The organism is Falsirhodobacter sp. alg1, from assembly GCF_000739715.2.
GTDB lineage: Bacteria > Pseudomonadota > Alphaproteobacteria > Rhodobacterales > Rhodobacteraceae > Falsirhodobacter.
Window position 1 is genome coordinate 446,270 of the sequence record NZ_BBJC02000001.1, and the last position, 24,854, is coordinate 471,123.

General features: G+C 62.1%; 24 protein-coding genes and 1 pseudogene. 12 read left to right on the plus strand and 13 right to left on the minus strand.

Annotation, left to right across the window (positions count from 1 at the left end):
• Positions 1-3 precede the first annotated feature (3 nt).
• Both TR36_RS02120 and TR36_RS02125 read right to left on the minus strand, forming a co-directional pair.
• Complete coding sequence (locus tag TR36_RS02120) at positions 4-1,365, minus strand: M17 family metallopeptidase (protein ID WP_045387871.1); 1,362 nt, start codon at positions 1,363-1,365, stop codon at positions 4-6.
• Between the two features lie 63 nt (positions 1,366-1,428).
• Positions 1,429-1,809, minus strand: a complete 381-nt coding sequence (locus tag TR36_RS02125; RefSeq protein ID WP_062762270.1) for a hypothetical protein — start codon at positions 1,807-1,809, stop codon at positions 1,429-1,431.
• 131 nt (positions 1,810-1,940) lie between these two features.
• On the opposite strand from TR36_RS02125, the gene TR36_RS02130 reads away from it, so the two are divergent.
• Positions 1,941-2,588, plus strand: a complete 648-nt coding sequence (locus tag TR36_RS02130) for a carbonic anhydrase (protein ID WP_045387868.1) — start codon at positions 1,941-1,943, stop codon at positions 2,586-2,588.
• Here TR36_RS02130 and TR36_RS02135 read toward each other — a convergent pair whose 3' ends face one another.
• From TR36_RS02135 to TR36_RS02150, 4 genes are all read right to left on the minus strand, one after another.
• On the minus strand, positions 2,589-2,909 hold the full coding sequence (locus TR36_RS02135) for a TM2 domain-containing protein (RefSeq protein ID WP_045387866.1): 321 nt from the start codon (positions 2,907-2,909) through the stop codon (positions 2,589-2,591).
• Positions 2,910-2,998: 89 nt separating this feature from the next.
• Positions 2,999-4,021, minus strand: a complete 1,023-nt coding sequence (locus tag TR36_RS02140) for an aspartate-semialdehyde dehydrogenase (RefSeq protein WP_045387863.1) — start codon at positions 4,019-4,021, stop codon at positions 2,999-3,001.
• A gap of 113 nt (positions 4,022-4,134) precedes the next feature.
• Complete coding sequence (locus TR36_RS02145; protein WP_045387860.1) at positions 4,135-4,749, minus strand: glycosyltransferase family 29 protein; 615 nt, start codon at positions 4,747-4,749, stop codon at positions 4,135-4,137.
• Positions 4,746-5,771, minus strand: coding sequence for a glycosyltransferase family 4 protein (locus TR36_RS02150; RefSeq protein WP_045387858.1), 1,026 nt, complete (start codon positions 5,769-5,771; stop codon positions 4,746-4,748). The genes TR36_RS02145 and TR36_RS02150 overlap by 4 nt, the downstream gene beginning before the upstream one ends.
• Positions 5,772-5,872: 101 nt before the next feature.
• Between TR36_RS02150 and TR36_RS02155 the strand changes: the two genes are divergently transcribed.
• On the plus strand, positions 5,873-7,489 hold the full coding sequence (locus TR36_RS02155) for an alpha-glucosidase (protein WP_062762461.1): 1,617 nt from the start codon (positions 5,873-5,875) through the stop codon (positions 7,487-7,489).
• A gap of 11 nt (positions 7,490-7,500) precedes the next feature.
• Here the strand turns inward: TR36_RS02155 and rlmH are convergent, their stop codons facing one another.
• Entirely contained in the window at positions 7,501-7,974 is a 474-nt protein-coding gene (gene rlmH / locus TR36_RS02160) for a 23S rRNA (pseudouridine(1915)-N(3))-methyltransferase RlmH (RefSeq protein WP_082714815.1), read from the minus strand.
• Positions 7,971-8,339, minus strand: a complete 369-nt coding sequence (gene rsfS / locus TR36_RS02165; protein ID WP_045387852.1) for a ribosome silencing factor — start codon at positions 8,337-8,339, stop codon at positions 7,971-7,973. Before rsfS ends, rlmH begins: the two co-directional genes overlap by 4 nt.
• Positions 8,340-8,734: 395 nt before the next feature.
• On the opposite strand from rsfS, the gene leuC reads away from it, so the two are divergent.
• From leuC to TR36_RS02180, 3 genes are all read left to right on the plus strand, one after another.
• Positions 8,735-10,162, plus strand: coding sequence for a 3-isopropylmalate dehydratase large subunit (leuC, locus tag TR36_RS02170; protein ID WP_045387849.1), 1,428 nt, complete (start codon positions 8,735-8,737; stop codon positions 10,160-10,162).
• On the plus strand, positions 10,162-10,767 hold the full coding sequence (leuD, locus tag TR36_RS02175) for a 3-isopropylmalate dehydratase small subunit (RefSeq protein ID WP_045387846.1): 606 nt from the start codon (positions 10,162-10,164) through the stop codon (positions 10,765-10,767). The genes leuC and leuD overlap by 1 nt, the downstream gene beginning before the upstream one ends.
• A gap of 68 nt (positions 10,768-10,835) precedes the next feature.
• Positions 10,836-11,834: an endonuclease/exonuclease/phosphatase family protein gene (locus TR36_RS02180; RefSeq protein WP_045388767.1), complete on the plus strand. Its 999-nt coding sequence runs from the start codon at positions 10,836-10,838 to the stop codon at positions 11,832-11,834.
• On the opposite strand, the gene TR36_RS02185 is transcribed toward TR36_RS02180, so the two are convergent.
• Positions 11,831-12,859 (minus strand): FAD-binding oxidoreductase, encoded by a 1,029-nt coding sequence (locus tag TR36_RS02185; protein WP_062762273.1) that lies wholly within the window; start codon positions 12,857-12,859, stop codon positions 11,831-11,833. The two genes, TR36_RS02180 and TR36_RS02185, sit on opposite strands and share 4 nt — an antisense overlap.
• 99 nt (positions 12,860-12,958) lie before the next feature.
• Between TR36_RS02185 and mnmD the strand changes: the two genes are divergently transcribed.
• Together mnmD and TR36_RS02195 are read left to right on the plus strand one after the other, a co-directional pair.
• Positions 12,959-13,621 (plus strand): tRNA (5-methylaminomethyl-2-thiouridine)(34)-methyltransferase MnmD, encoded by a 663-nt coding sequence (mnmD, locus tag TR36_RS02190; protein WP_062762275.1) that lies wholly within the window; start codon positions 12,959-12,961, stop codon positions 13,619-13,621.
• Positions 13,618-14,511 (plus strand): DMT family transporter, encoded by an 894-nt coding sequence (locus TR36_RS02195; RefSeq protein WP_045387837.1) that lies wholly within the window; start codon positions 13,618-13,620, stop codon positions 14,509-14,511. Before mnmD ends, TR36_RS02195 begins: the two co-directional genes overlap by 4 nt.
• Here the strand turns inward: TR36_RS02195 and TR36_RS02200 are convergent.
• A complete protein-coding gene (locus tag TR36_RS02200) occupies positions 14,489-16,411 on the minus strand; it encodes a lytic transglycosylase domain-containing protein (RefSeq protein WP_062762277.1) in 1,923 nt (640 codons plus the stop codon). The genes TR36_RS02195 and TR36_RS02200 overlap by 23 nt on opposite strands.
• Before the next feature lie 134 nt (positions 16,412-16,545).
• Between TR36_RS02200 and dapA the strand changes: the two genes are divergently transcribed.
• The 4 genes and pseudogenes from dapA to TR36_RS02220 all read left to right on the plus strand — a co-directional run bounded on the left by dapA (position 16,546) and on the right by TR36_RS02220 (position 19,982).
• Positions 16,546-17,421 carry a 4-hydroxy-tetrahydrodipicolinate synthase gene (gene dapA, locus TR36_RS02205; protein WP_045388765.1) on the plus strand — a complete coding sequence of 292 codons (876 nt, stop codon included), beginning with the start codon at positions 16,546-16,548 and terminating at the stop codon, positions 17,419-17,421.
• A gap of 37 nt (positions 17,422-17,458) precedes the next feature.
• A complete protein-coding gene (smpB, locus tag TR36_RS02210; RefSeq protein WP_153010466.1) occupies positions 17,459-17,929 on the plus strand; it encodes an SsrA-binding protein SmpB in 471 nt (156 codons plus the stop codon).
• Between the two features lie 36 nt (positions 17,930-17,965).
• Positions 17,966-18,808, plus strand: a complete 843-nt coding sequence (gene sseA, locus TR36_RS02215) for a 3-mercaptopyruvate sulfurtransferase (RefSeq protein WP_045387829.1) — start codon at positions 17,966-17,968, stop codon at positions 18,806-18,808.
• Positions 18,808-19,982 (plus strand): annotated as a pseudogene (locus tag TR36_RS02220) (aromatic amino acid transaminase). Before sseA ends, TR36_RS02220 begins: the two are co-directional and overlap by 1 nt.
• Positions 19,983-20,034: 52 nt before the next feature.
• Here TR36_RS02220 and TR36_RS02225 read toward each other — a convergent pair.
• Positions 20,035-21,354: an ammonium transporter gene (locus tag TR36_RS02225; protein ID WP_370553265.1), complete on the minus strand. Its 1,320-nt coding sequence runs from the start codon at positions 21,352-21,354 to the stop codon at positions 20,035-20,037.
• Positions 21,355-21,391: 37 nt separating this feature from the next.
• Positions 21,392-21,730, minus strand: coding sequence for a P-II family nitrogen regulator (locus TR36_RS02230; RefSeq protein ID WP_045387823.1), 339 nt, complete (start codon positions 21,728-21,730; stop codon positions 21,392-21,394).
• 252 nt (positions 21,731-21,982) lie between these two features.
• Here TR36_RS02230 and TR36_RS02235 point away from each other — a divergent pair, with 252 nt between their 5' ends.
• Entirely contained in the window at positions 21,983-24,193 is a 2,211-nt protein-coding gene (locus TR36_RS02235) for a transglycosylase domain-containing protein (protein ID WP_062762282.1), read from the plus strand.
• A 52-nt stretch (positions 24,194-24,245) separates the two neighbouring features.
• On the opposite strand, the gene TR36_RS02240 is transcribed toward TR36_RS02235, so the two are convergent.
• A complete protein-coding gene (locus tag TR36_RS02240; RefSeq protein WP_153010467.1) occupies positions 24,246-24,854 on the minus strand; it encodes a phospholipid-binding protein MlaC in 609 nt (202 codons plus the stop codon).

Below are 24,854 nucleotides of genomic sequence, written 5' to 3' on the forward strand. Positions count from 1 at the left end.
GATTCAAAGCCCCAGCAAACGTGGCAGGGCATCCAGAATGGCCCGCGCGCCCTGGCCCGCGCCGCCCTTGGGCCGCCCCGGCGCATCCGACGGCTGATGGCCGTATATGTCGAAATGCATGTAACGCGCGGGGGCGAAACGGCGCAGGAACAGGGCTGCCGTGACCGACCCTGCCATACCGCCGGAGGGGGCATTGTCCAGATCGGCAATGCCCGGTTCGATCAACCCTTCGTAGCCATCCCAGAACGGCATCCGCCATACCGGATCAAGGCCGGACGTAGCCGAAAGGGCATCTGCGTCAGCATCATCGCTGGCATAGAACGGGGCCAGATCGTGGCCAAGGGCCACCCGTGCCGCGCCCGTCAGCGTGGCCATGGAGATGGTAAGATCGGGCGTTTCCTCATCGGCATAGGCAAGGGCATCCGCCAGAACCAGCCGGCCCTCGGCATCGGTGTTGTTCACCTCGACCGTCAGACCTTTGCGGGAGGTCAGGATATCCTTGGGCCGGAACGCACGGCCCGACACCGCATTTTCCACCGCGGGGATCAACACACGCAACCGCAAGGGCAGCGCCAGTTCCATGATGATCTGTGCAAGGCCAAGAACGGTGGCCGCACCGCCCATGTCCTTTTTCATAAGAAGCATGCCGGCTGCCCCTTTAAGATCCAGCCCGCCGGTATCGAAGCACACCCCTTTGCCGACCAGTGTCAGGGTGGGGCCTGTCGTGCCCCACCGCATATCCAGAAGACGCGGCGCGCGATCGGAGCCGTGGCCGACGGCATGGATCATGGGAAACCCTGTGCGAAGTGCTTCACCCTCGATCACGGTCAGTGTGGCCTGTGCCTTTGCAGCAAGGGCGGCCGTGGCGGCATGCAACTCTACCGGGCCCATATCGGCCGCGGGAGTATTGATCAGATCGCGGGTCAGCCATTCGCCTCGGGCCAGAACAGCCATGCGTTCGGCACCTTCGGGCAGCTTCAGGCGCGGACGTTCCGCAGGCATGGCGCGATAACGGTCAAACCGGTAGCTGCCCAGCAGAAAGGACAAGACAGCCTCATCCCGCAGGGCAGGCGGCAGGTCACCCGCCAGATGCCAGTCACCCGCAGGCAGGCGGGCGGCGGCGGCCAGTCCGAAACGGGTACGGCGGCGGGCGGCTTCGCTGCCGCGACCGATGACGGCCCCCACGGGGGTGCCATCCGGGCCGGGCAGCAGGCGCATATCCCCGAGTGCTGCCGCAAAGCCGCTTCCTTCCAGCCACGCACGAACATTTGCAGGCTGATCTGCCATCCAGCCATCCAGTCCCTGCGGATCAAGAATGTGCAGCGGACGCGAATGCGCGTTGGCGGGGGAAAGGGGAAGGTCCATATCACGGCTCCGGCTTTTATGGCGGCGCGAAGACTATCCCTCTGCCGTCCAGCCGCAACCCCCCTAAAGCGCGGCCCGGATCAGGGCGCGAAGCGGGCGAAGCCCTGCCTCTGCCTCCCGTTCGAGCCGGGCCCATAGCGCCGAAAAGGCAACGCTGTCATCGGTGGCGAGGCATGCGGCCGCCTCTCGTGCAACGAAGGAGAGGGACAGCAGCCCCAGCCGACCGGCCTGCCGCCCAAAGGCCCGCAGCAGATCCGGCAGTTCGGCAACGTGGCGGGCCCGCACGCGGAATTCCATCTCGGCCACGGCGCGTGCCAGCAGTGCAACACGCCGTCGCACGACCCAAGGGGCAATGCGCCCGTGTTCGCAGAATATACGGTCCATCGGCATGGGGTCACGGCGGATATGATCGCGCGGGGTCAGGCGGCAAATGGGGTCTTGCATGGCAGGTCCTGTGACTTCTGCTTCAATTTGCATCATCAAGGGTAAAGGAACCGTATGTTCCTTGCGGTTTATCCGTGGCAAAAAGCGGATGCGCCCGAATATTGCCGGGCGTGCCCATTACAGGAGTTGCCATGCAGGACGCGCGTCCCCTTCCCAGCTATCTGATCCAGAGATTCCACGGCTGGCGTGCCACGATTTTCCAAAGCAATAATGCATGGTACCGCCGACTGGCCACCGAAGGGCAGCATCCCCGCGCCATGGTAATCGCCTGCTGTGACAGCCGTGTGGACGTTGCCGCGATTTTCGGTGCCGATTCGGGTGAGCTGTTCATCCACCGCAACGTCGCCAACCTTGTTCCGCCGTTCAATCCGGACAACGATTATCACGGAACATCGGCTGCGGTGGAATATGCCGTGACATCGCTGAAAGTGGCGCATCTGGTGGTACTGGGCCATTCGCACTGCGGTGGTGTGAAGGGGTGCCATGACATGTGCGAAGGCAACGCACCGGAACTGGAGGCCGCGACATCCTTCGTTGGTCGCTGGATGGAAATCCTGCGTCCGGGCTACGAGCGCGTGAAGGCCAAGGGTGTTTCGAATCCGATGCGCGAGCTGGAGAACGAGGCGATCCTGACAAGTCTGGAAAACCTGATGACGTTCCCCTTCGTCCGCGAGGCCGTGGAAAGTGGCGTTCTGAGCCTGCATGGCTGCTGGAACGATATCGGTGAAGGCGGGCTGGAGCAGTATGACTACAAGGAGCGCGCCTTCGTTCCGGTCTGATCAGGTTCTGGGGGCCGCCGCCAACAGGCGGTCCCGCAACGCATTGCGGTCGGCCGAAATCATGCCGGGGATCAGAAAGGCGTCGATCAGTACCCAGATGCCAAGGGCGGCCAGAAGCGCCAGTCCCACGCCCAATATCGAGGTGGCAACGCCGACGATCAGCAGGGCCAGCATCGCAAGTCCTGTGCCTGTGCGCCCCAGATAGAAACGGTGCCCGCCGAGGCTGCCCGTGAAGAACCACAGGGCATAAGCAATTCCTGCCGATTTGGACTCGTTGGTAACGCGCTGTTCGATCAGGATCTGCTGCTGGATGTCTACCACGTCTGCACCTCAATATTCCGTTATCGGAACTAGATGTCGTACAAACCACAGCCCTGCAATAAAATAGCGCCCCGAAGGGCGCTATTCCGTCAGCCTTTTTTCAGGCAGCGTTTACCGAGTGTTTCCGCAATCTGGACCGCGTTCAGGGCGGCACCCTTGCGCAGGTTGTCGGAAACGCACCACAGGTTCAGACCGTTGTCGATCGTGCTGTCCTGACGGATGCGGCTGATATAGGTCGCGTATTCGCCGACGCATTCGATCGGCGTGATGTAGCCGCCATTCTCGCGCTTATCCACGACCAGAATGCCGGGGGCTTCGCGCAGGATGTCACGTGCTTCATGCTCGTCCAGAAAATCCTCGGTTTCGATGTTGATTGATTCCGAATGGCCGACAAAGACCGGCACGCGCACACAGGTGGCAGTGACCTTGATGGATTTATCAAGGATCTTCTTGGTTTCGGCCACCATCTTCCATTCTTCCTTGGTCGAACCATCGTCCAGGAAAACGTCGATATGCGGGATCACGTTGAAGGCGATCTGCTTGGTGAATTTCGAAGGCGCAACTTCCTGACCGGGGACGTAAAGGCCCTTGGTCTGGTTCCACAGCTCGTCGATGCCTTCCTTCCCCGCGCCCGATACGGACTGGTAGGTGGAGACGACAACGCGCTTGATGCGGGCGCGGTCATGCAGCGGCTTCAGTGCGACGACCATCTGCGCGGTTGAGCAGTTGGGGTTCGCGATGATCATTTTCTTCTTGTAGCCGTCGACGGCCTCGGCATTCACCTCCGGCACGACCAGCGGGACGTCCGGATCATAACGGTAAAGCGAGGAGTTATCGATGACCACGCAGCCCGAAGCCGCAGCCTTGGGAGCATAGGTTTTCGTGGCATCGGAACCCACGGCGAACAGCGCCATGTCCCAACCCGTGAAATCGAATGTATCGAGGTCCTTGGTCTTCAGTGTCTTATCGCCAAAGCTGACCTCGGTTCCAATGGATTTTCGCGAGGCAAGAGCCACGATTTCATCAATAGGAAACTCGCGCTCGGCGAGGATGTTCAGCATTTCGCGACCGACGTTACCCGTGGCGCCCGCGATGACGACCCTGTAGCCCATAGTGGACCTCCTTTGCGTCTGAGGGACGTACCCTTCATGAGGGACGCGTTCCCTTACCGTACCATGCCGTGCGATGAAAGGATTATTGCTGAATACATCGCAAAACAGACCGATTAATTCAGGCGGAAACGGGTATCACGGGCACAAATGCCACGCACCCAATCCCCTTCGGAAGTAAAATCATGGGGCACCTGATCTGCGGTGCGCCTGCCTGACAGGGAGAGCGTCGCAAAGAAATCAAAGCCGTACAGGTCGATCCGCGCCGCGCCGGACCGTTCCAGCATGTCGATCAGCATCGCTCCCGTCGTGGGAGGGGCGTTCAGGGCTGCGCGCAGCCGGTTCGCCTGTTGCAGCGGATACAGGTAGAATCCTTCTGTGCTGGCGATGTTCCACGGCAACCGCTTGCGCTTGGGGGACATCCACAGCACGCGCGACGGGTGGAGCCGTTCCATCAACCGTTCATCCGGCCGTACGGCCAAGGCCAGCCAATCCGTCCGCCTGCCGTGCGAAGCGGGATCGGGCATCGGGGCCCGGTTGATGCGGATAACCAGATCGGCCGAATCTATCTGCGGGCCGAATTGTGTCTGGGCCAGCCCGCGTGCATTGCCGACCAAGGCCACAGACCGCCCCGCCAGCGCCTGCATCAGCGCATCCTCGGGCACCGAAAGGGCAGAGAGCGGAGCTTCCTGCCGCATCAGGCGGGCCCAGAGGAATCCGAGGCGCGTCATGCCAGCAGACGCCGGTAAAGGGCGTTCAATATCTCGGCTTCGGTTTCTATCCGGAAATGCTGTTCGGCCCGGTGGCGTGCAAGCGGTCCCATCCGGTGCAATACGTCAGGCGCGTCCAGCAGGGATTCGATGGCAGCCTGCAAAGCGGGGACATCATCGGTCGGAACCAGCAGCCCTGTCGTGCCCTGATCCACCAGTTCCTCGAATGCACCTGTGCGGGTGGCCACAACGGGAACCGCCGAGGCCATCGCCTCCAGCGGGGTCAGTCCGAACCCTTCCCAGCGTTGCGGCGCTACGTAAAGATCGAGCGCGGCATACCAGTCGGGCATGTCATCCACGGTCACCTCGGGGCGGAACAGGATGCGCGATTCCAGTCCGGCGGCGGTCACGCGGGATTTCAACTCCTCAAGAAAGCTGCGGTCACTGTCCACGGCGCGGCCCATCACCACTGCCGTGACGCCCGGGCGGGAGGGGAGTGCGGCCAGCATGGCCGTCACGAAATTATCGGTGCCCTTGGATGATCGGATGCGGCCATAACATCCCACCAGAACTTCATCCGGCAGGTGCAGCCGGGCCCGCAGCGCGGCGCGGTCGGGTGAAGGGGCAAACCGGTCGGTGTTTATCCCGTGCGGCACAACCTGCGCCTCTGCGGCCAGATAGCTGGCCCCCTTGGCCGATGTGGCAATCAGGGCATCCATCTTGCCGATCAGCCATTTGCTGTAGGCCGTATGTTTGCGCTGCGAGGCAGAGGTGAATACCAGCCGCAGGTTCTTGCGCAGAACAGTCCGCAGCAAGAGGCCCAGCAACATTTCCGAATTGCGGCGGGCATGCCAGACGCGCACTTCCTTGCGCGGCAAGGTGATGACCTTTGACATTGGCATGTGCGGGACGCCCTCCGGCAGGCCGGGTCCTGTGGCCACAATGGCAATATCGCGGGCCTGCAGGGGAACCAGCCGCGCGATGGTGGCGGTTACTCCGGACAGGCGACGTTTCAGATTCGGGGCAATGACACGGGGTTCCATATCCTTTGACGTAACGCGGTTGCGTGGTCACGTCCATTGCCCGCTTTATTTCTTCGAAACGGTTGCTACGTTCATAATCTGAACCCTATGGGAGAGTGATGATGCAGGATTGGTGGCGCGGCTCGGTTACGTATCAGATCTACCCCCGCTCGTTTCAGGATTCGAACGGTGACGGGATCGGCGACCTGAAGGGCATCACCCGGCGGCTGCCGCATGTGGCGTCCCTGGGGGTGGATGCAATCTGGCTTTCCCCGTTTTTCCCCTCACCCATGCTGGACATGGGGTATGACGTTTCCGACTATTACGGCATCCACCCCGATTTCGGCACGCTGGAGGATTTTGACGAACTGCTGCGGGTGGCCCATGATCTGGGGCTGAAGGTCATCATCGATCAGGTCATCAGCCATTGCGCCCTGATCCATCCGCTGTTCGAGGAAAGCCGGCTGGACCGGACCAACCCCAAGGCGGATTGGTTCATCTGGGCCGATCCCAAACCCGATGGCACGCCTCCGAACAACTGGCTGGCCATTTTTGGCGGGCCGGCATGGACATGGGATGCCGGTCGACGCCAGTTCTACATGCATAATTTCCTGAGCGAGCAGCCGACCTTCAATTTCCATAATCCCGAAGTGCAGGAGTATTTCATCGACGTGCTGCGGTTCTGGCTGGACCGGGGCGTGGACGGCTTCCGGCTGGATACAGTGAACTATTACTTTCACGATGAGCAATTGCGGTCGAACCCGCCGCTGGATACCGGTTCGGTTCCGGTCAACCCCTATGACATGCAAAGCCAGATCTATTCCAAAAGCCGGCCGGAGAATATTGCCTGGCTGGAACGGATGCGCAGCCTGACCGATGAATACGGTGCCCGCATGATGGTGGGGGAGGTGGGCGATCTGCTTCGTTCCATCGAGATCATGGGCGAATACACCAAGGGCAACAAACGCCTGCACATGGCCTATTCCTTCGAGATGCTGGGCGACATCTATAACGCGCGGTTTTTCACCAAGGCGATCCGGTCCTTCTTCGAGGATGCGCCCGATGGCTGGCCGTGCTGGGCCTTTTCGAACCATGACGTTCCCCGCCATGCCGGACGGTGGGAATCATTCGGCAATTCGTCCGAGGATGTGGCCTTTCAATCCGCCGCGTTGCTGCTGAGCTTCGAAGGCTCCATTTGCCTGTATCAGGGCGAAGAGCTGGGGCAGACCGATACGGAGCTGAAATACAGCGAGCTGACGGACCCCAAGGGGCTGCGTTTCTGGCCGGATGAAAAGGGACGGGACGGTTGTCGTACCCCCATGACGTGGGATGATAGTGCGGAAGGTGGCTTTACCACCGGCAAGCCGTGGTTGCCGGTGAAACCACCCCAGGCCGCCCGCAATGTGGCCGCACAGGAAACGGGTGATACCGTTCTGAATGCCTATCGCGCGATTCTGGCCTTTCGCACGGCGAATCCGGTCATGCGGATCGGGCATACGGAATTTGTGGATCTGCCGGAGCCGGTTCTTGCCTTTACCCGCTGGCATGAGGAGCATGACGCGCGCATCCTGTGCATCTTCAATCTGGGCGCCAAACCGGTGACGCTGACTGTGACGGATGCAGGAGAGGCCATGGGGCCGCACCGAGCGGCAACGCTGACGGGGGATACGCTGGAACTGGGGCCAAGCGGTTACATCTGGATATCGGCCACGGAACGGACCGTCGTGTCGACCGAATGAAAAACCGGCGGTTACGCCCTGTGATAGGGTGCACCCGCCAGAATGCTGGCCGCGCGATACAACTGTTCGGCCAGCATGACCCGCACCAGCATATGCGGCCAGACCATGCGCCCGAATGACAGGGACATATCTGCCCTGTCCCGCAGGGCAGGGGTCAGCCCGTCGGCGCCGCCGATCACGAAGGCGACATCCGCGCGACCGGCATCGCGCCAACGGGCCAGATGGTCGGCAAATTCGGGGCTGTTCGGTGTCTTGCCGCGTTCATCCATCGCAACGATGACGGCACCCTGCGGCAAGGCGCGGGACAGAAGCTCGGCTTCGGCCTCGGGGCCTGCGTTTTTCTTGTCCTCGACCTCATGGACCGACAAGGGGCCCAAGCCAAGCGCCCGCCCGGTCCGGTCGAACCGGGTGACATAATCATCGAATAACATCCGCTCGGGGCCTTGCCGGAGCCGCCCCACAGCGCACAGATGGACGCGTGTCAAAGCTCTTCGGGTTGCTGGTCCGAAGGCAGCCACATCTTTTCGAGCTGATAGAATTCGCGCACTTCGGGGCGGAACACGTGAACGATGACATCGCCCGTGTCGATCAGCACCCAGTCGCCGGTATCCTTGCCCTCAAGCTTGGAAACACGGTTGAATTCGCGCTTGACCATCTCGGTCAGCTTTTCGGCCAATGAAGCGACCTGGCGGGACGAACGGCCCGAACAGATGACCATGTAATCGGCCATGTCGGAGCGACCGCGCAGATCGATTTCAACGATCTCTTCGGCCTTGTCATCGTCAAGCGATTGCAGGACACGCGCAAGCAGTGCCTTGCTGAGGTCTTGGTTGGAATCGCCACCGGTCATTGCGGGGCGCTCTCCGACCGGCAGGCCGGTCGATGGATCAGAATGAGACAGGACATCGTCCTCCAGCTGTCGTACGCGTCGCAGATACCCGACGCATGGCAAAGCCTAGCACCGAAAGCCGTCTGCGCCAAGGCAAGCCGCACCCCATAGCCCCTTTCCTGCCGAACGTCGAGAGCTAGCGCCGCACTTGAAACGCAACGCAAGAAAGGGTAGGAATCACCCCATGCAAGGGTTCATTTATTTCAATATCACCGATCATGCCCGCCTTCCGGCGCGGTTCTTCGGTGCTGCGCGCACTGTCCTAGCACGGCTTTGATGCGGCGGGCGGCGATTTCGCTGCCCTGATGCCGCGTTTCCGAACCCCCTTTCACAGCTATCCTTCGTAAGGACGAGCCATGACCGCTCCGAACACACCGCGTACGCTCTATGACAAAATCTGGGACGATCACGTCATCCAGACAGATGAGGACGGCACCTGCCTTCTCTATATCGACCGCCATCTGGTGCATGAGGTCACCAGCCCGCAGGCCTTTGAAGGGCTGCGGATGACCGGGCGCAACGTGCGCGCGCCGGAAAAGACCATTGCCGTGCCCGATCACAACGTGCCGACCACTGCCGGCCGCGAAAAGCACATCGACAACGAGGAGGGGCGCATCCAGGTGGCCGCTCTTGATACGAATGCGCGTGCCGCAGGGGTGCATTATTACCCCATCGACGACATCCGTCAGGGCATCGTGCATATCGTGGGGCCTGAGCAGGGGTGGACATTGCCCGGCATGACCGTCGTCTGCGGTGACAGCCACACGGCCACGCATGGTGCCTTTGGCGCATTGGCGCATGGGATCGGCACCTCCGAGGTGGAGCATGTTCTGGCCACGCAAACGCTGATCCAGAAGAAATCGAAGAACATGAAGGTGGAGATCACGGGTTCTCTTCCTCCGGGGGTGACGGCCAAGGATATCACCCTGACCGTGATCGGGCTGACCGGAACCGCCGGAGGCAACGGGCATGTGATCGAATATTGCGGTCAGGCCATCCGCGAACTGTCGATGGAAGGACGGATGACGGTCTGCAACATGGCGATCGAGGGCGGCGCGCGTGCGGGGCTTGTGGCCCCGGACGAGACCACCTTTGCCTATTGCAAGGGCCGCCCGAATGCGCCGAAGGGGGAACAGTGGGATGCCGCTGTGGCCTATTGGAAAACGCTGTTCACAGATGATGGCGCCAAATTCGACAAGGTTATCACCATCCGCGCCGAAGATATCGCGCCGGTGGTCACATGGGGCACCTCGCCCGAGGATGTTCTGCCGATTACGGGTGTCGTGCCCGAGCCTGCCAGCTTTGCCGGGGGCAAGGTGGCCGCGGCACAAAGGTCGCTGGATTACATGGGGCTTCAGGCCGGGCAGAAACTGGATCAGATCGCGATCAATACGGTCTTCATCGGGTCCTGCACCAATGGCCGGATCGAAGATCTGCGCGCCGCTGCCGCAGTGCTGAAGGGGCGCAGCATTGCGCCGGGTATCCGCGCGATGGTGGTGCCCGGATCAGGGCTGGTGCGCGCGCAGGCCGAGGCCGAGGGGATTGCGGACATCTTCAGGAATGCAGGATTCGAATGGCGTCTGGCCGGCTGCTCAATGTGTCTTGGCATGAATGACGATCAGCTGAATCCGGGGGATCGTTGCGCCGCCACATCCAACCGCAACTTCGAAGGGCGGCAGGGCCGGGGCGGACGCACGCATCTGATGTCGCCCGCGATGGCGGCGGCAGCGGCGATCACCGGACGGCTGACCGATGTGCGCGAACTGATGGCGGAGGGCGTGTGATGGACAAGTTCACGACACTGACGGGCGTCGCGGCCCCCATGCCGCTGGTCAATATCGATACCGATATGATCATTCCCAAACAGTTCCTGAAGACGATCAAACGGTCGGGCCTTGGCAAGAACCTGTTCGATGAGCTGCGCTACGAAGCCGATGGTACGGAAAAGCCGGAATTCGTGCTGAACCAGCCGGCGTATCGCAATGCCGAAATCATCATTGCGGGCGATAACTTCGGCTGCGGTTCATCGCGCGAACATGCGCCATGGGCACTGCTGGATTTTGGCGTGCGTTGCGTGATTTCGACCAGCTTTGCCGACATCTTCTACAACAACTGCTTCAAGAACGGGATCCTGCCCATCGCCTTGCCGCAGGACGTCGTGGATACCCTGATGGAAGATGCCGGGCGCGGATCGAATGCTCGGCTGACGATCGATCTGGAGGGTATGAAGGTCGTGACATCGGATGGAACAGAGTTTCCGTTCGAACTGGACCCCTTCCGCCGTCACTGTCTGCTGAACGGGTTGGATGACATCGGCCTGACCATGGAAAAGGCCGATTCAATCCGGGGCTTCGAGGAGCAGATGGCCACCGCGCGCCCCTGGATCTGATTAAGCGTTCATTAATCACGATCCGATACACCCCGCCGATGCGCGGGGTGTTTCTGTTTCTGCTGATGATGTTCCCTCTGGCTGCTTTTGCAGAACAGATCCGCATTGCCACATATAACACCGACCTGTCGCGCAAGGGCCCGGGGCTGATGCTGCGGGATATCATCGGGCGGGATGCGCAGGTGCTGGCCGCCGCGGCAATGGTGGATGCGACCGATGCGGATGTGATCCTCCTGACCGATGTGGATTATGATTTGCAGGGGGCAGGGCTGAATGCCTTCAATCAGACGCTTGCCGTGCCCTATCCCCATAGTCTGGCGCTGCGGCCCAATACGGGCATGGCGACGGGGCTGGACATGGATGGCGATGGCCGTTCGGGCGGCGCAGGGGACGCACAGGGTTTCGGGTTCTTTTCCGGGGATGGGGGCATGGCTTTGCTGTCCCGTTTTCCGCTGGGGGCGCCGCGTGATTTCTCGGCAATGCTATGGGTCGATCTGCCCAGTGCCATGCTGCCTGCCGATATGACGGCAGAGGCAAGGGCCGTGCAGCGGTTATCCACGACCGGCCATTGGGATGTGCCGGTGATGCTTCCGTCAGGGGCGGTTGTCCGGCTGCTGGCTTTTCACGCGACCCCTCCGGTGTTCGACGGCCCCGAAGACCGGAATGGCCGCCGCAATCATGACGAATCGGTTTTCTGGATCGATCTGATCGAGGGGCGCTTGCCCTTCGCCTCGCCGGAGGCCCCCTTTGTCATTCTGGGCGATGCGAATGCCGATCCGGTGGATGGTGACGGGCTGCCGGATGGAATTGCGCGGCTTCTGGCCCATCCGATGCTGCAGGACCCACAGCCGCGCGGTGCGGTACGCGATCCTTTCAGGCGGGGCGACGCATCTTTGCACACCGCAGTCTATGACCGGACCGGCGGGTTGCGGCTGGAATATGTTCTGCCATCCGCCGGAATACCTGTCATGACGGCAGGATTGGCCGGGACCGAGGGGGATCTTGCGGCAACGGCGCAGGCCGCCTCGCGCCATGTGCCGGTCTGGGTCGATATGGATATCCGTTAGGTGTTGTCCGTGACGCGAAAGCCGTCCGGAATTGTGTCCCGCCCTTCCAGAACCAGATCGGCCATGACACGGGCAATGCCGGGAGCCATGCCGAACCCGATCTTGAACCCGCCATTGGCGACGAAATGGCCGGGGCGATCGGGCCAGGGGCCCAGCATCGGCGCGCGGCTGCGGGCCCGCGGGCGCAGACCGGCCCAACGCTCGATTACCTTGGCTTCAGCGAGCATGGGCACAGCGGCCACCGCGCGGGCCAGCAGACCATCCAACTGGCCATCCGTGATCAGATCGATCGTATCCCGCTCGGTGGTGGAGCCGATGGCCGTGGTGCCATCGGCATGCGGCACGATGTGCAAACCGTCAACAAACAGCTGGGGCGCCTCGGGGGCGGCATGATCCAGCAGCAGGGCCTGTCCCTTGATGCCGGTGCCCACGGTCCGGCCAAGGCTGCGGGACAGATCCTCCAGCCCGACCGCGCCCGTGGCCCATACGGTGGGCGCGGTGCTTGGGGCCTCGGCACCGATCACGCCCCCCTTTTCGCGTATGGCTGCCGCAAGGGCATTCAGGGCAAGACGGGGGTGGATGCGACCGGTTAGCGTATCCTCCACCACCAGCCCCGTGGGGGAGGGCGGGCACCAGACGCCGGATGCCTTTCGTACACGCCAGACAGCACGGCCCTGCCACAGGCTTTCGGCCCCCAAAGTGCGGGCACGGGCCAGATCCACGGCGGCGTCATCGGCCAAGGGCTGCAGGCGGCCGGTTCGCGCATAGCCCGGATCGCGCCCCGAGGTTGCAGCCACCTTGGCCCAGAACGCCTCTGCGGCCAGCAGGCTTTGCAGCTGGAACGCCTTTTTCGCATTCCAGTTTTCCGGCACGTGCGGGGCAAGGGCACCGACGATTCCGCCTGATGAACCAGCCCCTATGCCGTAGGGGTCTGCCACCACCACGCGGGCACCGCGCAGGGTGGCCTCCCATGCAAGGGTCAGTCCGAAAATACCTGCGCCATGGATGATCAGATCTGGTTTCATGCCTGCCTTCTAGGCCAGATTCCGTAGGGACGAAAGGTGCCGCAGGGTGTTGCGCTTGGGCGGATGAAGGCGCAGAGAAGCCTGAACAGGGGGGGCAAGATGCAGGCAGATCTTGATTGGCGGGATGGCGGAATTCCGGTTTCGACACGGTTCGATGATCCCTATTTCTCGCTTGTGGGCGGGTTGGCGGAAACGCGGCATGTGTTTCTGGATGGAAATGACCTGCCCGCACGGTTCGTGCCGGGTTTCCATATTGCCGAACTGGGGTTCGGGACAGGGCTGAACCTGCTGGCCGCATTGCTGGCGTGGCGTTCGGCCGGGATGGATGGACCGCTGCGCTTCACCTCCTTCGAGGCCTATCCGATGACAGGTGATGAAATGGCGCGGGCCCTGTCCGCGTTTCCCGAGGTTGCGGATGTGGCGGCCCCCATCGTGGAACAATGGGGCAGCGGCGCGCGGCACATCACCTTGCCAGACCTGCAGGCCGAAATCATCACAGGCGATGCACAGCAGACCCTGCCGGCTTGGCAGGGCATGGCCAACGCATGGTTTCTGGACGGATTCTCCCCCGCCAAGAACCCCGAATTGTGGAACGGGGCGATGATGGCCGCCGTCGGGGCGCATACGCATGTGGGCGGTACCTTTGCGACCTATACCGCAGCGGGACATGTCCGCAGGGCATTGACCGAGGCTGGTTTCACGGTGGAGCGGCGTACGGGCTTCGGAACCAAACGGCACATGACAGCAGGGGTGCGGGGATGACACTTTCATCAACCGGACGGGGGATCGCCTATATGGTGGCCTCCACATTCATCTTCGCGCTGCAGGATACGGTGACGCGGCGGTTGGCCCTGGGGAACGACATTTCCGTCGTGCTGATGATCCGCTACTGGTTCTTTGCGCTGTTCGTGGTGGCCATCGCCATGCGGGCGCCGGGGGGAATACGCCGCGTATTGCGTCCGCATTTCCCGAAGATCCAGTTCGTACGCGGTCTGCTGCTGATCTCCCAGATCTTTCTGATGACCTTTTCCTTTGTAAAGCTGGGGCTGGTCGCGTCCCATTCAATCGCGGTGTCCTTTCCGCTGATGGTGGCGGCTCTGTCGGGGCCGGTCCTGGGGGAATATGTGGGGTGGCGCCGCTGGACCGCAGTGGCCGTGGGCGCGGTCGGAATCCTCGTGATCCTGAATCCCGGCGCGGGTGTGCTGTCGGTATGGTCGTTCCTGCCGATTTTCGGTGCGCTCTCATTTGCCCTTTATGCGCTGCTGACACGATATGTCGCGGCCAAGGACGGATCGGCGGTCAGCTTTTTCTGGGCGGGGATCACGGGGGCCGTGGTTACGACAGCACTGGGCCTGCACTCGTGGGAGCCGCTTTCGCCTGATGCATGGCCGTATATGCTGACCCTGTGCTGCACCAGCGTTGCAGGGCATTGGTGTGTGATCCGTGCCTATGACTATGCCGAGGCCAGTGCCGTACAGCCGTTTTCATTCCTGCAGCTGGTCTGGATCATGGGGATCGGTGTCCTTTTCATCGGGGAAACGCTGACGCTGAACATGATCATCGGGGCAGCCATTGTGGTCAGCGCGGGGTTGTTCACGCTGTGGCGGGCCGGCCGCAAGGGGGAGGCCGCTACCCCCGTAGCTCGTCCGTGACACGCACCGGAATGGGAACGCCGGCCAGCTTGGCCCGATAGATCACAAGAGATTCCACGACGCGCATCACATAGGTGCGCGTTTCCCCGTAGGGAATATCCTCTACCCAATCCACGATATCGACATTCGGATCGCGCGGATCCCCAAGGGATTCGATCCACGCACGAGAGCGTCCCGGCCCTGCGTTATACCCCGATGCCACCAGCGCGACCGAAGGGCCGAACTCTTCTACCAGCCTTTGCAGATAGCTAGCGCCAAGGCGCACGTTATATCCGGGTTCCTCGGTCAGACGGGCCACGGAATACTGTGTGCCCAGCTTGTCTGCCATCAGGCTGGCGGTGCCGGGCAGCAACTGCATCAACCCGCGGGCACCGGCAGGGCTGATGACCTTCGGATCGAATTCGGATTCGCGGCGCGAGATAGCCAGTGCGAAGGCCCGTGTCACGGCCAGCCCCTCGGGCACCATCGACGGGGTGGGATAATAAGCGCCATGCAGCATCACCCCGCGATAGGCGGCCTGTTTGGCGATGCTGAGGGCGATGTTCGGCTCATCCATTTCCAGTGCCATATCGGCAAGGCTTTCCAGATCATCGCCGCTTTGGGTTTCCGCCAGATGCAGGATGAACCTGCGGCCCAGCTGGAAATCCCCTGCCGCCAGCAATTGCTGTGCCGCATTCAGGACGCTGGAATTGGCAAAGCCTGCCCGCTGCCAGTTGGAGGCGGGGGGCGGTGCCAGCCATGCCGGATCTGTCAGTCGGCCCAGATGCTCGGCCGCCAGCAGCCCGTAATAGGCCGAGGATTGCGCCGCGGCCCGCTCGAATTCTTGCGTTGCGGCGGCCGTATCGCCCATCGCTTCATAGGCGCGGCCCTTCCAGTAATAGGCGCGCGACAGGCTGATCTCTGTGCTGACGCCCTCTTCCAGATGGCTGAAATGTTCCAGCGCCAAGGCGGGGTTGTTCAGACGGCGCAGGGCGATATGGCCGGCTAGAAATTCCAGATCGGCAAAGCTGCCTCCCTCGGTCAGCTGATGCTCCTTGGCCAGTTTATAGGCCAGATCAGGGTCCGAATCCTTCAGCTCTCGTACCAGATAAATGCGATAGCGTGCCCAGCGTTCGGGCTGGCCAAGCCCGTTCGGGTCGGCATCCTGCTGTTCCAGCAGTTCGGCGGCATCGGCGTCGCGCCCTGCACGGATGCGCCAGGCGAAACGTTCGTAAACCAGCCCCGGATCGGTTGCGAACAGGTCGGGGACGGCATTGATCAAATCATCGACCCCAGTGGCACCACTGCGCAAGGCAATGCGTGCCCGGGTCAGGGCCTGCCATTCGAACGGCAGATGCGGGATCATCTGCGCAGCTTCGTCCAGTTCGCCCGCCCACAGCAGGCGGTCCGTGCGCGCAATGTTGCCCGCCGCCAAGGCCGAAGGATACATCCGCAGAATTTCGTCCTGCTGTTCCTCGGTGAATGACAGGGTGGCCCATGCTTGCACGGCAACCTGCTCGGCCAGATCGTTGCGGCCCTGTGCCAGCCACGCGCGGGACAGCGTGATCGCCCCTTCTGCAGTTTGCGGCGCATAGGTCCGGAAATAATCCGTGATGCGCTGGGCATCCGTGGTCGTGGCCAGCGTGGCCTCGCCCTTTTCGTGCATCAGGGGAAGGCCGGGCCAATCGGCACGGCGGGCAAGGAACATCTCGTATTCCTGAAGTGTTCCATCCCCCGCCCGCAGGCGTTGCCATTCGATGATATCCTTGGCGATCTGCCCGTCGGCCACCGCGATGGCACCCGACCAATCGCGGGTCGCCGCCAGTTTCAGGGCCGCTGCAAGGCCGCTATCGGCATCTTGTGCCCAAAGCGGCAGGGGGGCGGTCAGGGCAAGGCACAGGGCAAGGGCAATCGGTTTCATGCGGCGGAGTGTGTCAAAGCATCGTCGGCGCGGCAACACACAAGCGCGCCAGCTTGGCAAAGCAGGACAAGGCGCGTATGGAAGGCTGGTTTGCAGCAGGGCGAATCCCGCCCGATATCCGGAGAGTTTGCGCCATGATCAAGGGTTCCATTCCTGCCCTCGTGACGCCGTTCAAGAACGGCGCCCTGGATCTGGACACGCTGAAGAAGCTGGTCGACTGGCATATTGCCGAGGGATCCTCCGGTCTGGTGCCCGTTGGAACAACCGGTGAAAGCCCGACCCTGACGCATGAAGAGCATCAGACAGTGGTGGCCGAGGTGGTGAAATACGCCGCCGGACGCGTGCCGGTCATTGCCGGCGCCGGATCGAATTCCACGACCGAGGGCATCCAGCTGATCCGCCATGCGGCCGAAGTGGGCGCGGATGCGGCGCTGATCGTGACCCCCTATTACAACCGTCCGACACAGGCCGGCATGATCGCGCATTTCACCGCATTGCATGACAGCTGTGATCTGCCGATCATCATCTACAATATCCCCGCCCGCTCGGTCGTGGATATGACCCCCGACACGATGGGCCAGCTTGCAAAACTGCCGCGGATCATCGGCGTCAAGGATGCAACAGGCCGGTTGGAGCGTGTCAGCCAGCAGCGCATCACCTGTGGCAAGGATTTCGTGCAGCTGTCGGGGGAGGATGCGACCGCCCTTGGGTTCAACGCGCATGGCGGTGTCGGGTGTATTTCCGTGACGGCCAATGTGGCGCCGCGGTTGTGCGCCGAATTCCAGGCGGCCACCCTTGCCGGGGATTATGCCAAGGCGCTGACCTATCAGGATCGCCTGATGCCCCTGCATGAGGCGATTTTCCTGGAGCCGGGCCTGTCGGGGGCGAAATACGCAATGTCCCGTCTGGGCCTGTGCGGGGATGAGGTGCGGTTGCCGATCCTGCCGGTGATCGACGGGGTCAAGGCGCGGATCGATGCGGCCCTTCGCCATGCGGGGCTTTTGAACTGATCTGGACGCGGGGCCTTCCCGCGCCTATCTGTTTCCCATCATGAAAATATCCGACCCCAACAGCAAACTGATTTCCGAGAACCGCCGCGCGCGGTTCGATTACGCAATCGAGGATGACATCGAGGCGGGGATCATGCTCCTCGGTTCCGAGGTGAAGTCGCTTCGTCAGGGCGGTTCCAATATTGCCGACAGCTATGCCAGCGTCGAGGGCGGTGAGCTGTGGCTGATCAACGGCTATATCGCGCCCTATCTTCAGGCCAAAACCTGGGGGCATGAGGAGCGCCGCCGCCGCAAGCTGCTTGTCAGCCGCAAGGAAATGTCCCGTCTGTGGAATGCAACCAAGCGCGAGGGCATGACGCTTGTGCCTTTGCGCATGTATTTCAACGAACGCGGCATGGTGAAGATCAAGATCGGCGTGGCAAAGGGCAAGAAGGCCGCGGACAAGCGGCAGACCTCGGCCAAACGGGATTGGGACCGGCAGAAGGCGCGGCTCTTGAAGCAGGGCTGACCGGCGGTTACCTATCGGGGCCGGAGGTGCCCCAACATGGCCGACGATCCCAAGACGCTTGTTTCTACCGCATGGCTTGCCGAACGGCTGGCCGAAGTCATCGTGCTGGATGCCACATGGTATCTGCCCACCGAAAACCGCGATGCGCGCGCCGAGTATGATGCGATGCACATCCCCGGCGCCCGGTTTTTCGACCTGGATGCTATTTCCGATCCCGATGGCCAATCCTCGCACATGGCTCCGCCGCCGGCGCTGTTCGCAAAGGCGATGGAGGATTTCGGTATCCGCACCGGTAAGCAGGTGGTGGTATATGACACTGCTGGCCTGTTTTCGGCGGCCCGGGTCTGGTGGCTGTTCCGCCTGATGGGCCACGAGAATGTGGCCGTGCTGGATGGCGGGTTTCCGAAATGGCGCGCCGAGTGCCTGCCCGTCAGTGCCGAAGCCCCCGAAATTGCCCCCGCCGAATATACCGCCACGCAAAACAACACGCTGGTGCGGAACAAGGCCGAGGTAGCGGCAACGCTGGACACCGGTTCAGCCCAGATTGTCGATGCCCGTGCGGCGGCCCGCTTTCGCGGGGATGCCCCCGAACCCCGCGCAGGTTTGCGTGCAGGCCATATTCCGGGTGCGAAAAATGTGCCCTATGGCGCGGTACTGACCGAGGCCAAGACCATGCTGCCGCCGGAACAGTTGCGCCAGGTGTTTACCGGGGCGGGGGTGGATCTGACGCGTCCGATCATCACCTCTTGCGGTTCGGGGGTCACGGCTGCGGTTCTGTTTCTGGCCTTGGAGCGGGCGGGCCATCAGGGGCATGCGCTTTATGATGGATCATGGGCCGAATGGGGCGCCGATGCCTCGCTGCCGCTGGAGCAGGGGTGATGTTCGAAAAGCTGGGCCCGCAGGCCCCTGACGGCATTCTGCGCCTGATGCAGATGTTCCGTGACGATACCCGTACGCAAAAAATCGACCTCGGGGTGGGCGTGTACCGTGATGCCTCGGGGCAGACGCCGGTGATGCGCGCAGTGCGTGAAGCCGCCCGCCGCATCTGGGAGGTAGAGGAGACGAAGGTCTATACCGCCATGACGGGGGATCAGACCTTTCTGGCGGAAATGCAGCAGCTGATTCTCGGGAACGTGGAGCTTTCCCTGATGGGGGCCGCAGTGGCCACGCCGGGCGGGACCGGTGCACTGCGGCAGGCGTTCGAGCTTGTCCGGCGCACATCTTCTACCGTGACGGTCTGGCTGTCGGCACCGACATGGCCCAACCATCCGGCAATGCTGGACGGAATGGGAATGGCCCACCGGGAGTACCGCTATTTCAACGCCGAAACCGGCGGTCTGGATATCGAAGGGATGCTGGCGGATCTGGAGCAGGTGGCGCGCGGGGATGTCGTTCTGCTGCACGGCTGCTGCCATAATCCGACAGGGGCCAATCTGACGCCTGCCCAGTGGATGCAGGTTGCCCGGGTTCTGGAGCAGCGGGGCGCCGTGGCCTTGATCGACTTGGCCTATCAGGGTTTCGGCGATGGCATGGAAGAGGATGCGCTGGCGACCCGCAGGCTGGTTGCCCATCTGCCCGAGGTGCTGATCGCGGCCTCATGTTCCAAGAATTTCGGTGTTTATCGTGAGCGGACAGGGATCCTGATCGCCACGGGGGCGAGCGTGATGTGGTGCAGGCCAATCTGACCTCCCTCAACCGGTTGGCCTATTCCTTTCCACCGGATCACGGGGCACGATTGGTCTCCACGGTGCTGCAATCTCCCGATCTGCGGGCGGATTGGCTGGCCGAGGTGGAGGGCATCCGCCAAGGCATGATCAGCGTGCGGGAGGCGCTTGCACAGGCATTGCGCGCAGAGTGCCGGACGGACCGCTTCGGGTTCGTGGCAGAGCATCGGGGCATGTTCTCACGCCTCGGGCTGACGGTGCCGCAAGTCGATACGCTGCGCGAGCGGTATGGCATCTATATGCTGGGTGACAGCCGGATGAATGTGGCGGGCCTGACCACGGCAACGGTGCCGGTTCTGGCCCGTGCCATTGCCGAGGTGACTGCCTGAACGCAAACAGGGCGGAGCCGAAGCTCCGCCCTGTTCTGGAAATGCCCTGCACTCAGGAGTGGTAGGCACTTTCCCCATGCGATGTGATGTCGAGGCCTTCGCGCTCCTGCTCTGCGGTAACACGCAGGCCCATGACCATATCCACGATCTTGAACAGGATGGCCGTTCCGATGCCGCACCATACGATCGTGACGGCCACGGCGAGGATCTGTGTCCAGACTTGTCCGCCCATCGTGACGCCTTCGCCATATCCGATCCCGCCCAGCGAGGCGGAGGTGAAGATCCCCGTGCCGATCGCGCCGACGATACCGCCAACCCCGTGGATGCCGAACACATCAAGGCTGTCGTCATAGCCGAACTTGTTCTTCACCGTTGCCACGAAGAAGTAGCAGATGGCCGAGGCGATTGCGCCCAGAACGATCGCGCCCATCGGACCGATCAGACCGGCGGCCGGTGTCACGGCGACCAGGCCGGTGATCATGCCCGATACGGCGCCCAGCATGGAAGCTTTGCCGCGGGTTGCCGTTTCGATGACAGCCCATGCCAGAACAGCGCCGGCAGTGGCGGTGAAGGTGTTGATCATGGCAAGTGCGGCACCGCCATTGGCTTCGAGGTTGGAGCCGACGTTAAATCCGAACCAGCCGACGAACAGCATCGAGGCGCCGACCATGGTCAGTGTCATCGAATGCGGCGCCATCATGTCGCGGCCAAGGCCAAGACGTTTGCCAAGGAACAGGCAGCCTACCAGACCGGCGATACCGGCATTGATGTGCACAACCGTACCGCCTGCAAAATCAAGCGCACCCATGTTGAACAGCAGGCCGTTTCCATCCCAGACCATGTGGGCGACAGGGAAGTAGATGAAGGTTACCCACAGCAGGGTGAACAGGATCAGGCTGCCGAATTTCACACGCTCTGCAAAGGCACCCACGATCAGGGCGGGGGTGATGCAGGCGAATGTCATCTGGAAGCAGATGAAGACATATTCCGGAATGACGTAACCATCCGAGAATGTGGCAGCCATGCTGTCAGGCGTGACGCCCGCAAGGAACATCTTGGCAAAGCCGCCGAAGAACGGGCCTTCACCGCCGCCGAACGCGAACGAATAGCCGTATGTTACCCAGATCACGATGACCAGGGCGGTGATCATGGTGCACTGCATCAGCACCGAAAGCATGTTTTTGGACCGTACAAGGCCACCATAGAACAATGCGACGCCCGGCAGGATCATGAACAGGACCAGAACGGTGGACATCATCATCCACGCGACATCACCCTTGTCCATGATCGGTTCAACCGGCGCGACCGCATCCTGGGCCAACGCGGGCAGGGCGGCCAGCGTTGCAAGCGCGCCGAGGCTTGCGGTTTTCATCAAGTTTTTCATTATCCCTATGTCCCCTAGCGCGCGTTCAGAGCGCGTCGTCGTTGATTTCGCCCGTCCGGACACGAACCGCATTCTCGACATCCAGCACAAAGATTTTACCGTCACCGATCTTGTCGGTTTTGGCTGTGGTGCGGATCGTCTCTACGACAGGTTCGGCCAAGGCGTCCGATACCACAATTTCCAGTCGAACCTTCGGTACGAAATTCACGGCATATTCGGCGCCGCGATAGATTTCCGTGTGGCCGGATTGTGAGCCAAAGCCCTTAATTTCTGTTACCATCATGCCGCGCACGCCGATGGTGGTCAGGGCTTCGCGGACCTCCTCCAGCTTGAACGGCTTGATCGCTGCAATGATAAGTTTCACAGTGCATCCCCTCGTCGGTGGCGGCCTTTCCCGGCCCTGCAGAAAGAAGGCGGGCTTTTGAGGCATTCGGCAACGTTCCGCTGAACGATAAGGCAGGTGTATCGGGGGCATGTAACGGTTTTGCCTTATATCTGCACCTCATGGCTAAAAAATAGGCTGTTCGACAATTGGCGGTTTGTAGAGCCCCCCTAAACATCGTGCGGCAATCAGGATATGATCCAGGCAATAATAAGGTGAACGAGGCGGACAGGCATGAGTGGACCGGGTAAGGGAAAGCCCCTTGTGGCGGAGCGACGCTATGCGGCAGCATCCGGCACGGGTCGCGGCCGCAGTGGCGGCGGCACGGGTGGTGGGGGCAACAACAAGCGCCCCCCGCCCAAACGCAAGACGCCGCAACGCCGGAAGAAGCGGAATCCGCTGGTGGCCATGATCGTCGGCCTGTGGACGCTGCTGCGCAAACTGGTCTGGGGCGTGTTCTGGCGCGCTACTCTGGCTGTGGTGCTGGTCGTCGCGGGGGCCACCTTCTATTTCTCGACCAAGTTGCCGGCCGTGAACGATCTGCTGGATGCCCGTATCCGCGGCTCTGTCACCATGCTGGACCGCGCGGGAGAGGTTTTTGCCTGGCGGGGGGAGACCTACGGCGGATCGCTGCGCTCCGAAGATGCCTCGGCCAACCTGCGCAATGCCGTCGTGGCCACCGAAGATCGCCGTTTCTACCGGCACTACGGTGTCAGCGCCCGTGGGATCGCTTCGGCTGTGGCGATCAACCTCCGGGCAGGGCGCGGCCCGTTCGAGGGGAACGGGGGGTCCACGATCACGCAGCAGGTCGCAAAGCTGCTGTGCCTTGGCGTGGAATACGACCATGACAAATGGGATACCGAGGCGGATTACGAGGCGGACTGCCGCCAGACCAGCCTTTGGCGCAAGATCAAGGAAGTACCCTTCGCCTTTGCGATGGAGGCGAAATATTCCAAGGCCGATATCCTGACGATCTATTTCAACCGCGTTTATCTGGGTGCGGGCGCACGTGGCTTCGAGGCTGCGGCGCAGCGGTATTTCGGAAAATCGGCGGCGGATGTTTCCCCGTCCGAAGCGGCGATGCTGGCGGGCCTGTTGAAGGCGCCCTCGTATTACGCGCCCACGAACAACATGCAGCGCGCCACAGATCGGGCCAATGTCATCCTCGGGTTGATGGAGGAACAAGGTTATTTGACGGCTGCGCAGGAGCAGGATGCGATCGCCCATCCGGCGACACTGTCGCAGGCGGCACAAAGCCGGACCGGCGGCTTCTTTGCCGATTGGGTAATGGAATCCGGCCCGTCCTTCCTGACACGTGATACGACCGAGGATGTGATCATCCAGACCACGCTAGACCAGCGGATCCAGCGGAACGCCGAAGAGGCCGTGACGCAGGTGTTCAAGGAAAAGGTCAGCCCCGGTTCCAAGGCACAGACGGCTGTGGTCGTGATGTCTGCGGACGGGGCCGTGCGCGGCATGGTGGGCGGCCGGACGGTAGAGCCTGCAGGCTCGTTCAACCGGGCAACGCAGGCCCTGCGGCAAACCGGATCGGCATTCAAGCCGTTCGTTTACGCTGCAGCCCTGAACGAAGGCTTCAGCCCTGCCGATTTCGTGGAGGACAAGCCCTTTACCCTAAATATTCCGGGATCGGGGCCATGGACCCCTTCGAACTATGATCACCGTTTCCGCGGGGTTGTGACGCTGACGCAGGCCCTGCAGGAATCGCTGAACATTCCGGCCGTGCGGGTTTCCGAGGCGGTCGGACGCCAAAAGGTCATCCAGGTGGCCGAGAAATTCGGGATCCATAGCAATCTGGTGAACAGCCCGTCGCTGGCGCTTGGCGTGTCCGAAGCCACGCTGCTGGAAATGACGGGCGCCTACGCAGGTATCCTGAATGGGGGCACCGCGGTGCAACCCTACGGCCTGCTGGAACTGCGCTTGCAGGGCGACACCGCCCCGCTGATCGGCAAATCCGGCGGTACGGGAGAGCGTGTCATCTCGGATGAGGCGGCGCAGCTGCTTACCTACATGATGAGCCAAGTCGTGGAGAGCGGAACAGGCCGCAGGGCCCGGCTGCCTTCCGGACGTGAAGCAGCCGGCAAGACAGGAACAACGCAAGCTGCACGCGATGCGTGGTTTGTGGGCTTCACCGCCGATTACGTGGTCGGTGTCTGGATGGGGTATGATGACAATACCCCGCTTCAGGGGACCACTGGTGGCGGGCTGCCCGCCGATATCTGGCGCGAGGTGATGAGCCGGGTCGAAGATGGCCGCCCTCTGACCCCCTTGCGCAAGATCGTTCCTGCCCCCCGCGTCCCGCCGTCGGAGCCGACGAACCAGCCGGTCACGCAGCAAACGGCACCACCTGTGCAGCAACAGCAGCAGGATGATCCCAATGTGGCGGAACGCATCCTGAACGATGTTCGCCGCGCCTTCGGTGGATGAATGAAAAAAGCCCCGCCAGACCGGCGGGGCTTTTTATTCGGCCTATTGATGATCAGGCGCTTTGCAAGGCGCGGGTCAGACGGTCGATGCTGCCGCCTTGCTGATCCAGAATCGCCTGAATCTCGGTCCGCTCGGACGCCAGCATGTTCACCCCTTGGATGATGATGTTGAAGAACTTGGGGCTGCCCGACGAGGTGGACACATGCCAGCGGACGTCTGCCGGCGAATTGCCGCGGGTATAGGCTGTGGAGACAACCTCATAATAGCTCTTGATCGGGTTCACGCCGGTCACCTTGATCTCACCGCCGACAAATTCACGGAAGCGGCGACCGTACTTGCGGGCCACATACCCCTGATAGGCGCTGGTGTAGGCCTGTAGCTGCGCTGCAGAGGCTTGACGTGCGGCCACGCCCAGTGTTGAGCGGGCAATGGTCGGGATATCGGCGTATTGTGCGAAAATACGCTCGAAATCATTGTACATCGCCTGGGTGGATTCACCCGAGGCGATTGTGCGGTTGACGGCTGCTACCGCCTGCTCCACCGCCCGGCGTGCCGCATCGGCGCCGCTTTGGGCCAGCGTCACTCCCGGAAGGGCAAAGACCGCCCCGCCGGCAAGCATGCCAGCCGTGACTGCGCGGCGGTTCAGGGTCGGAAGGGTCAT

Excerpts from the sequence above, each read along its gene's own strand:
- TR36_RS02155 (WP_062762461.1), top strand. The coding sequence starts at position 5,873 with ATGCAGGATTGGTGGCGCGGCTCGGTTACGTATCAGATCTACCCCCGC.
- TR36_RS02225 (WP_370553265.1), bottom strand. The coding sequence starts at position 21,354 with ATGAAAACCGCAAGCCTCGGCGCGCTTGCAACGCTGGCCGCCCTGCCC.
- TR36_RS02120 (WP_045387871.1), bottom strand. The coding sequence starts at position 1,365 with ATGGACCTTCCCCTTTCCCCCGCCAACGCGCATTCGCGTCCGCTGCAC.
- rsfS (WP_045387852.1), bottom strand. The coding sequence starts at position 8,339 with ATGACCGGTGGCGATTCCAACCAAGACCTCAGCAAGGCACTGCTTGCG.
- TR36_RS02180 (WP_045388767.1), top strand. The coding sequence starts at position 10,836 with ATGTTCCCTCTGGCTGCTTTTGCAGAACAGATCCGCATTGCCACATAT.
- TR36_RS02130 (WP_045387868.1), top strand. The coding sequence starts at position 1,941 with ATGCAGGACGCGCGTCCCCTTCCCAGCTATCTGATCCAGAGATTCCAC.
- TR36_RS02185 (WP_062762273.1), bottom strand. The coding sequence starts at position 12,859 with ATGAAACCAGATCTGATCATCCATGGCGCAGGTATTTTCGGACTGACC.
- TR36_RS02200 (WP_062762277.1), bottom strand. The coding sequence starts at position 16,411 with ATGAAACCGATTGCCCTTGCCCTGTGCCTTGCCCTGACCGCCCCCCTG.
- TR36_RS02235 (WP_062762282.1), top strand. The coding sequence starts at position 21,983 with ATGAGTGGACCGGGTAAGGGAAAGCCCCTTGTGGCGGAGCGACGCTAT.
- dapA (WP_045388765.1), top strand. The coding sequence starts at position 16,546 with ATGATCAAGGGTTCCATTCCTGCCCTCGTGACGCCGTTCAAGAACGGC.
- sseA (WP_045387829.1), top strand. The coding sequence starts at position 17,966 with ATGGCCGACGATCCCAAGACGCTTGTTTCTACCGCATGGCTTGCCGAA.
- leuD (WP_045387846.1), top strand. The coding sequence starts at position 10,162 with ATGGACAAGTTCACGACACTGACGGGCGTCGCGGCCCCCATGCCGCTG.
- TR36_RS02240 (WP_153010467.1), bottom strand. The coding sequence starts at position 24,854 with ATGACCCTTCCGACCCTGAACCGCCGCGCAGTCACGGCTGGCATGCTT.
- TR36_RS02125 (WP_062762270.1), bottom strand. The coding sequence starts at position 1,809 with ATGCAAGACCCCATTTGCCGCCTGACCCCGCGCGATCATATCCGCCGT.
- mnmD (WP_062762275.1), top strand. The coding sequence starts at position 12,959 with ATGCAGGCAGATCTTGATTGGCGGGATGGCGGAATTCCGGTTTCGACA.
- TR36_RS02145 (WP_045387860.1), bottom strand. The coding sequence starts at position 4,749 with ATGACGCGCCTCGGATTCCTCTGGGCCCGCCTGATGCGGCAGGAAGCT.
- TR36_RS02150 (WP_045387858.1), bottom strand. The coding sequence starts at position 5,771 with ATGGAACCCCGTGTCATTGCCCCGAATCTGAAACGTCGCCTGTCCGGA.
- TR36_RS02195 (WP_045387837.1), top strand. The coding sequence starts at position 13,618 with ATGACACTTTCATCAACCGGACGGGGGATCGCCTATATGGTGGCCTCC.
- leuC (WP_045387849.1), top strand. The coding sequence starts at position 8,735 with ATGACCGCTCCGAACACACCGCGTACGCTCTATGACAAAATCTGGGAC.
- TR36_RS02140 (WP_045387863.1), bottom strand. The coding sequence starts at position 4,021 with ATGGGCTACAGGGTCGTCATCGCGGGCGCCACGGGTAACGTCGGTCGC.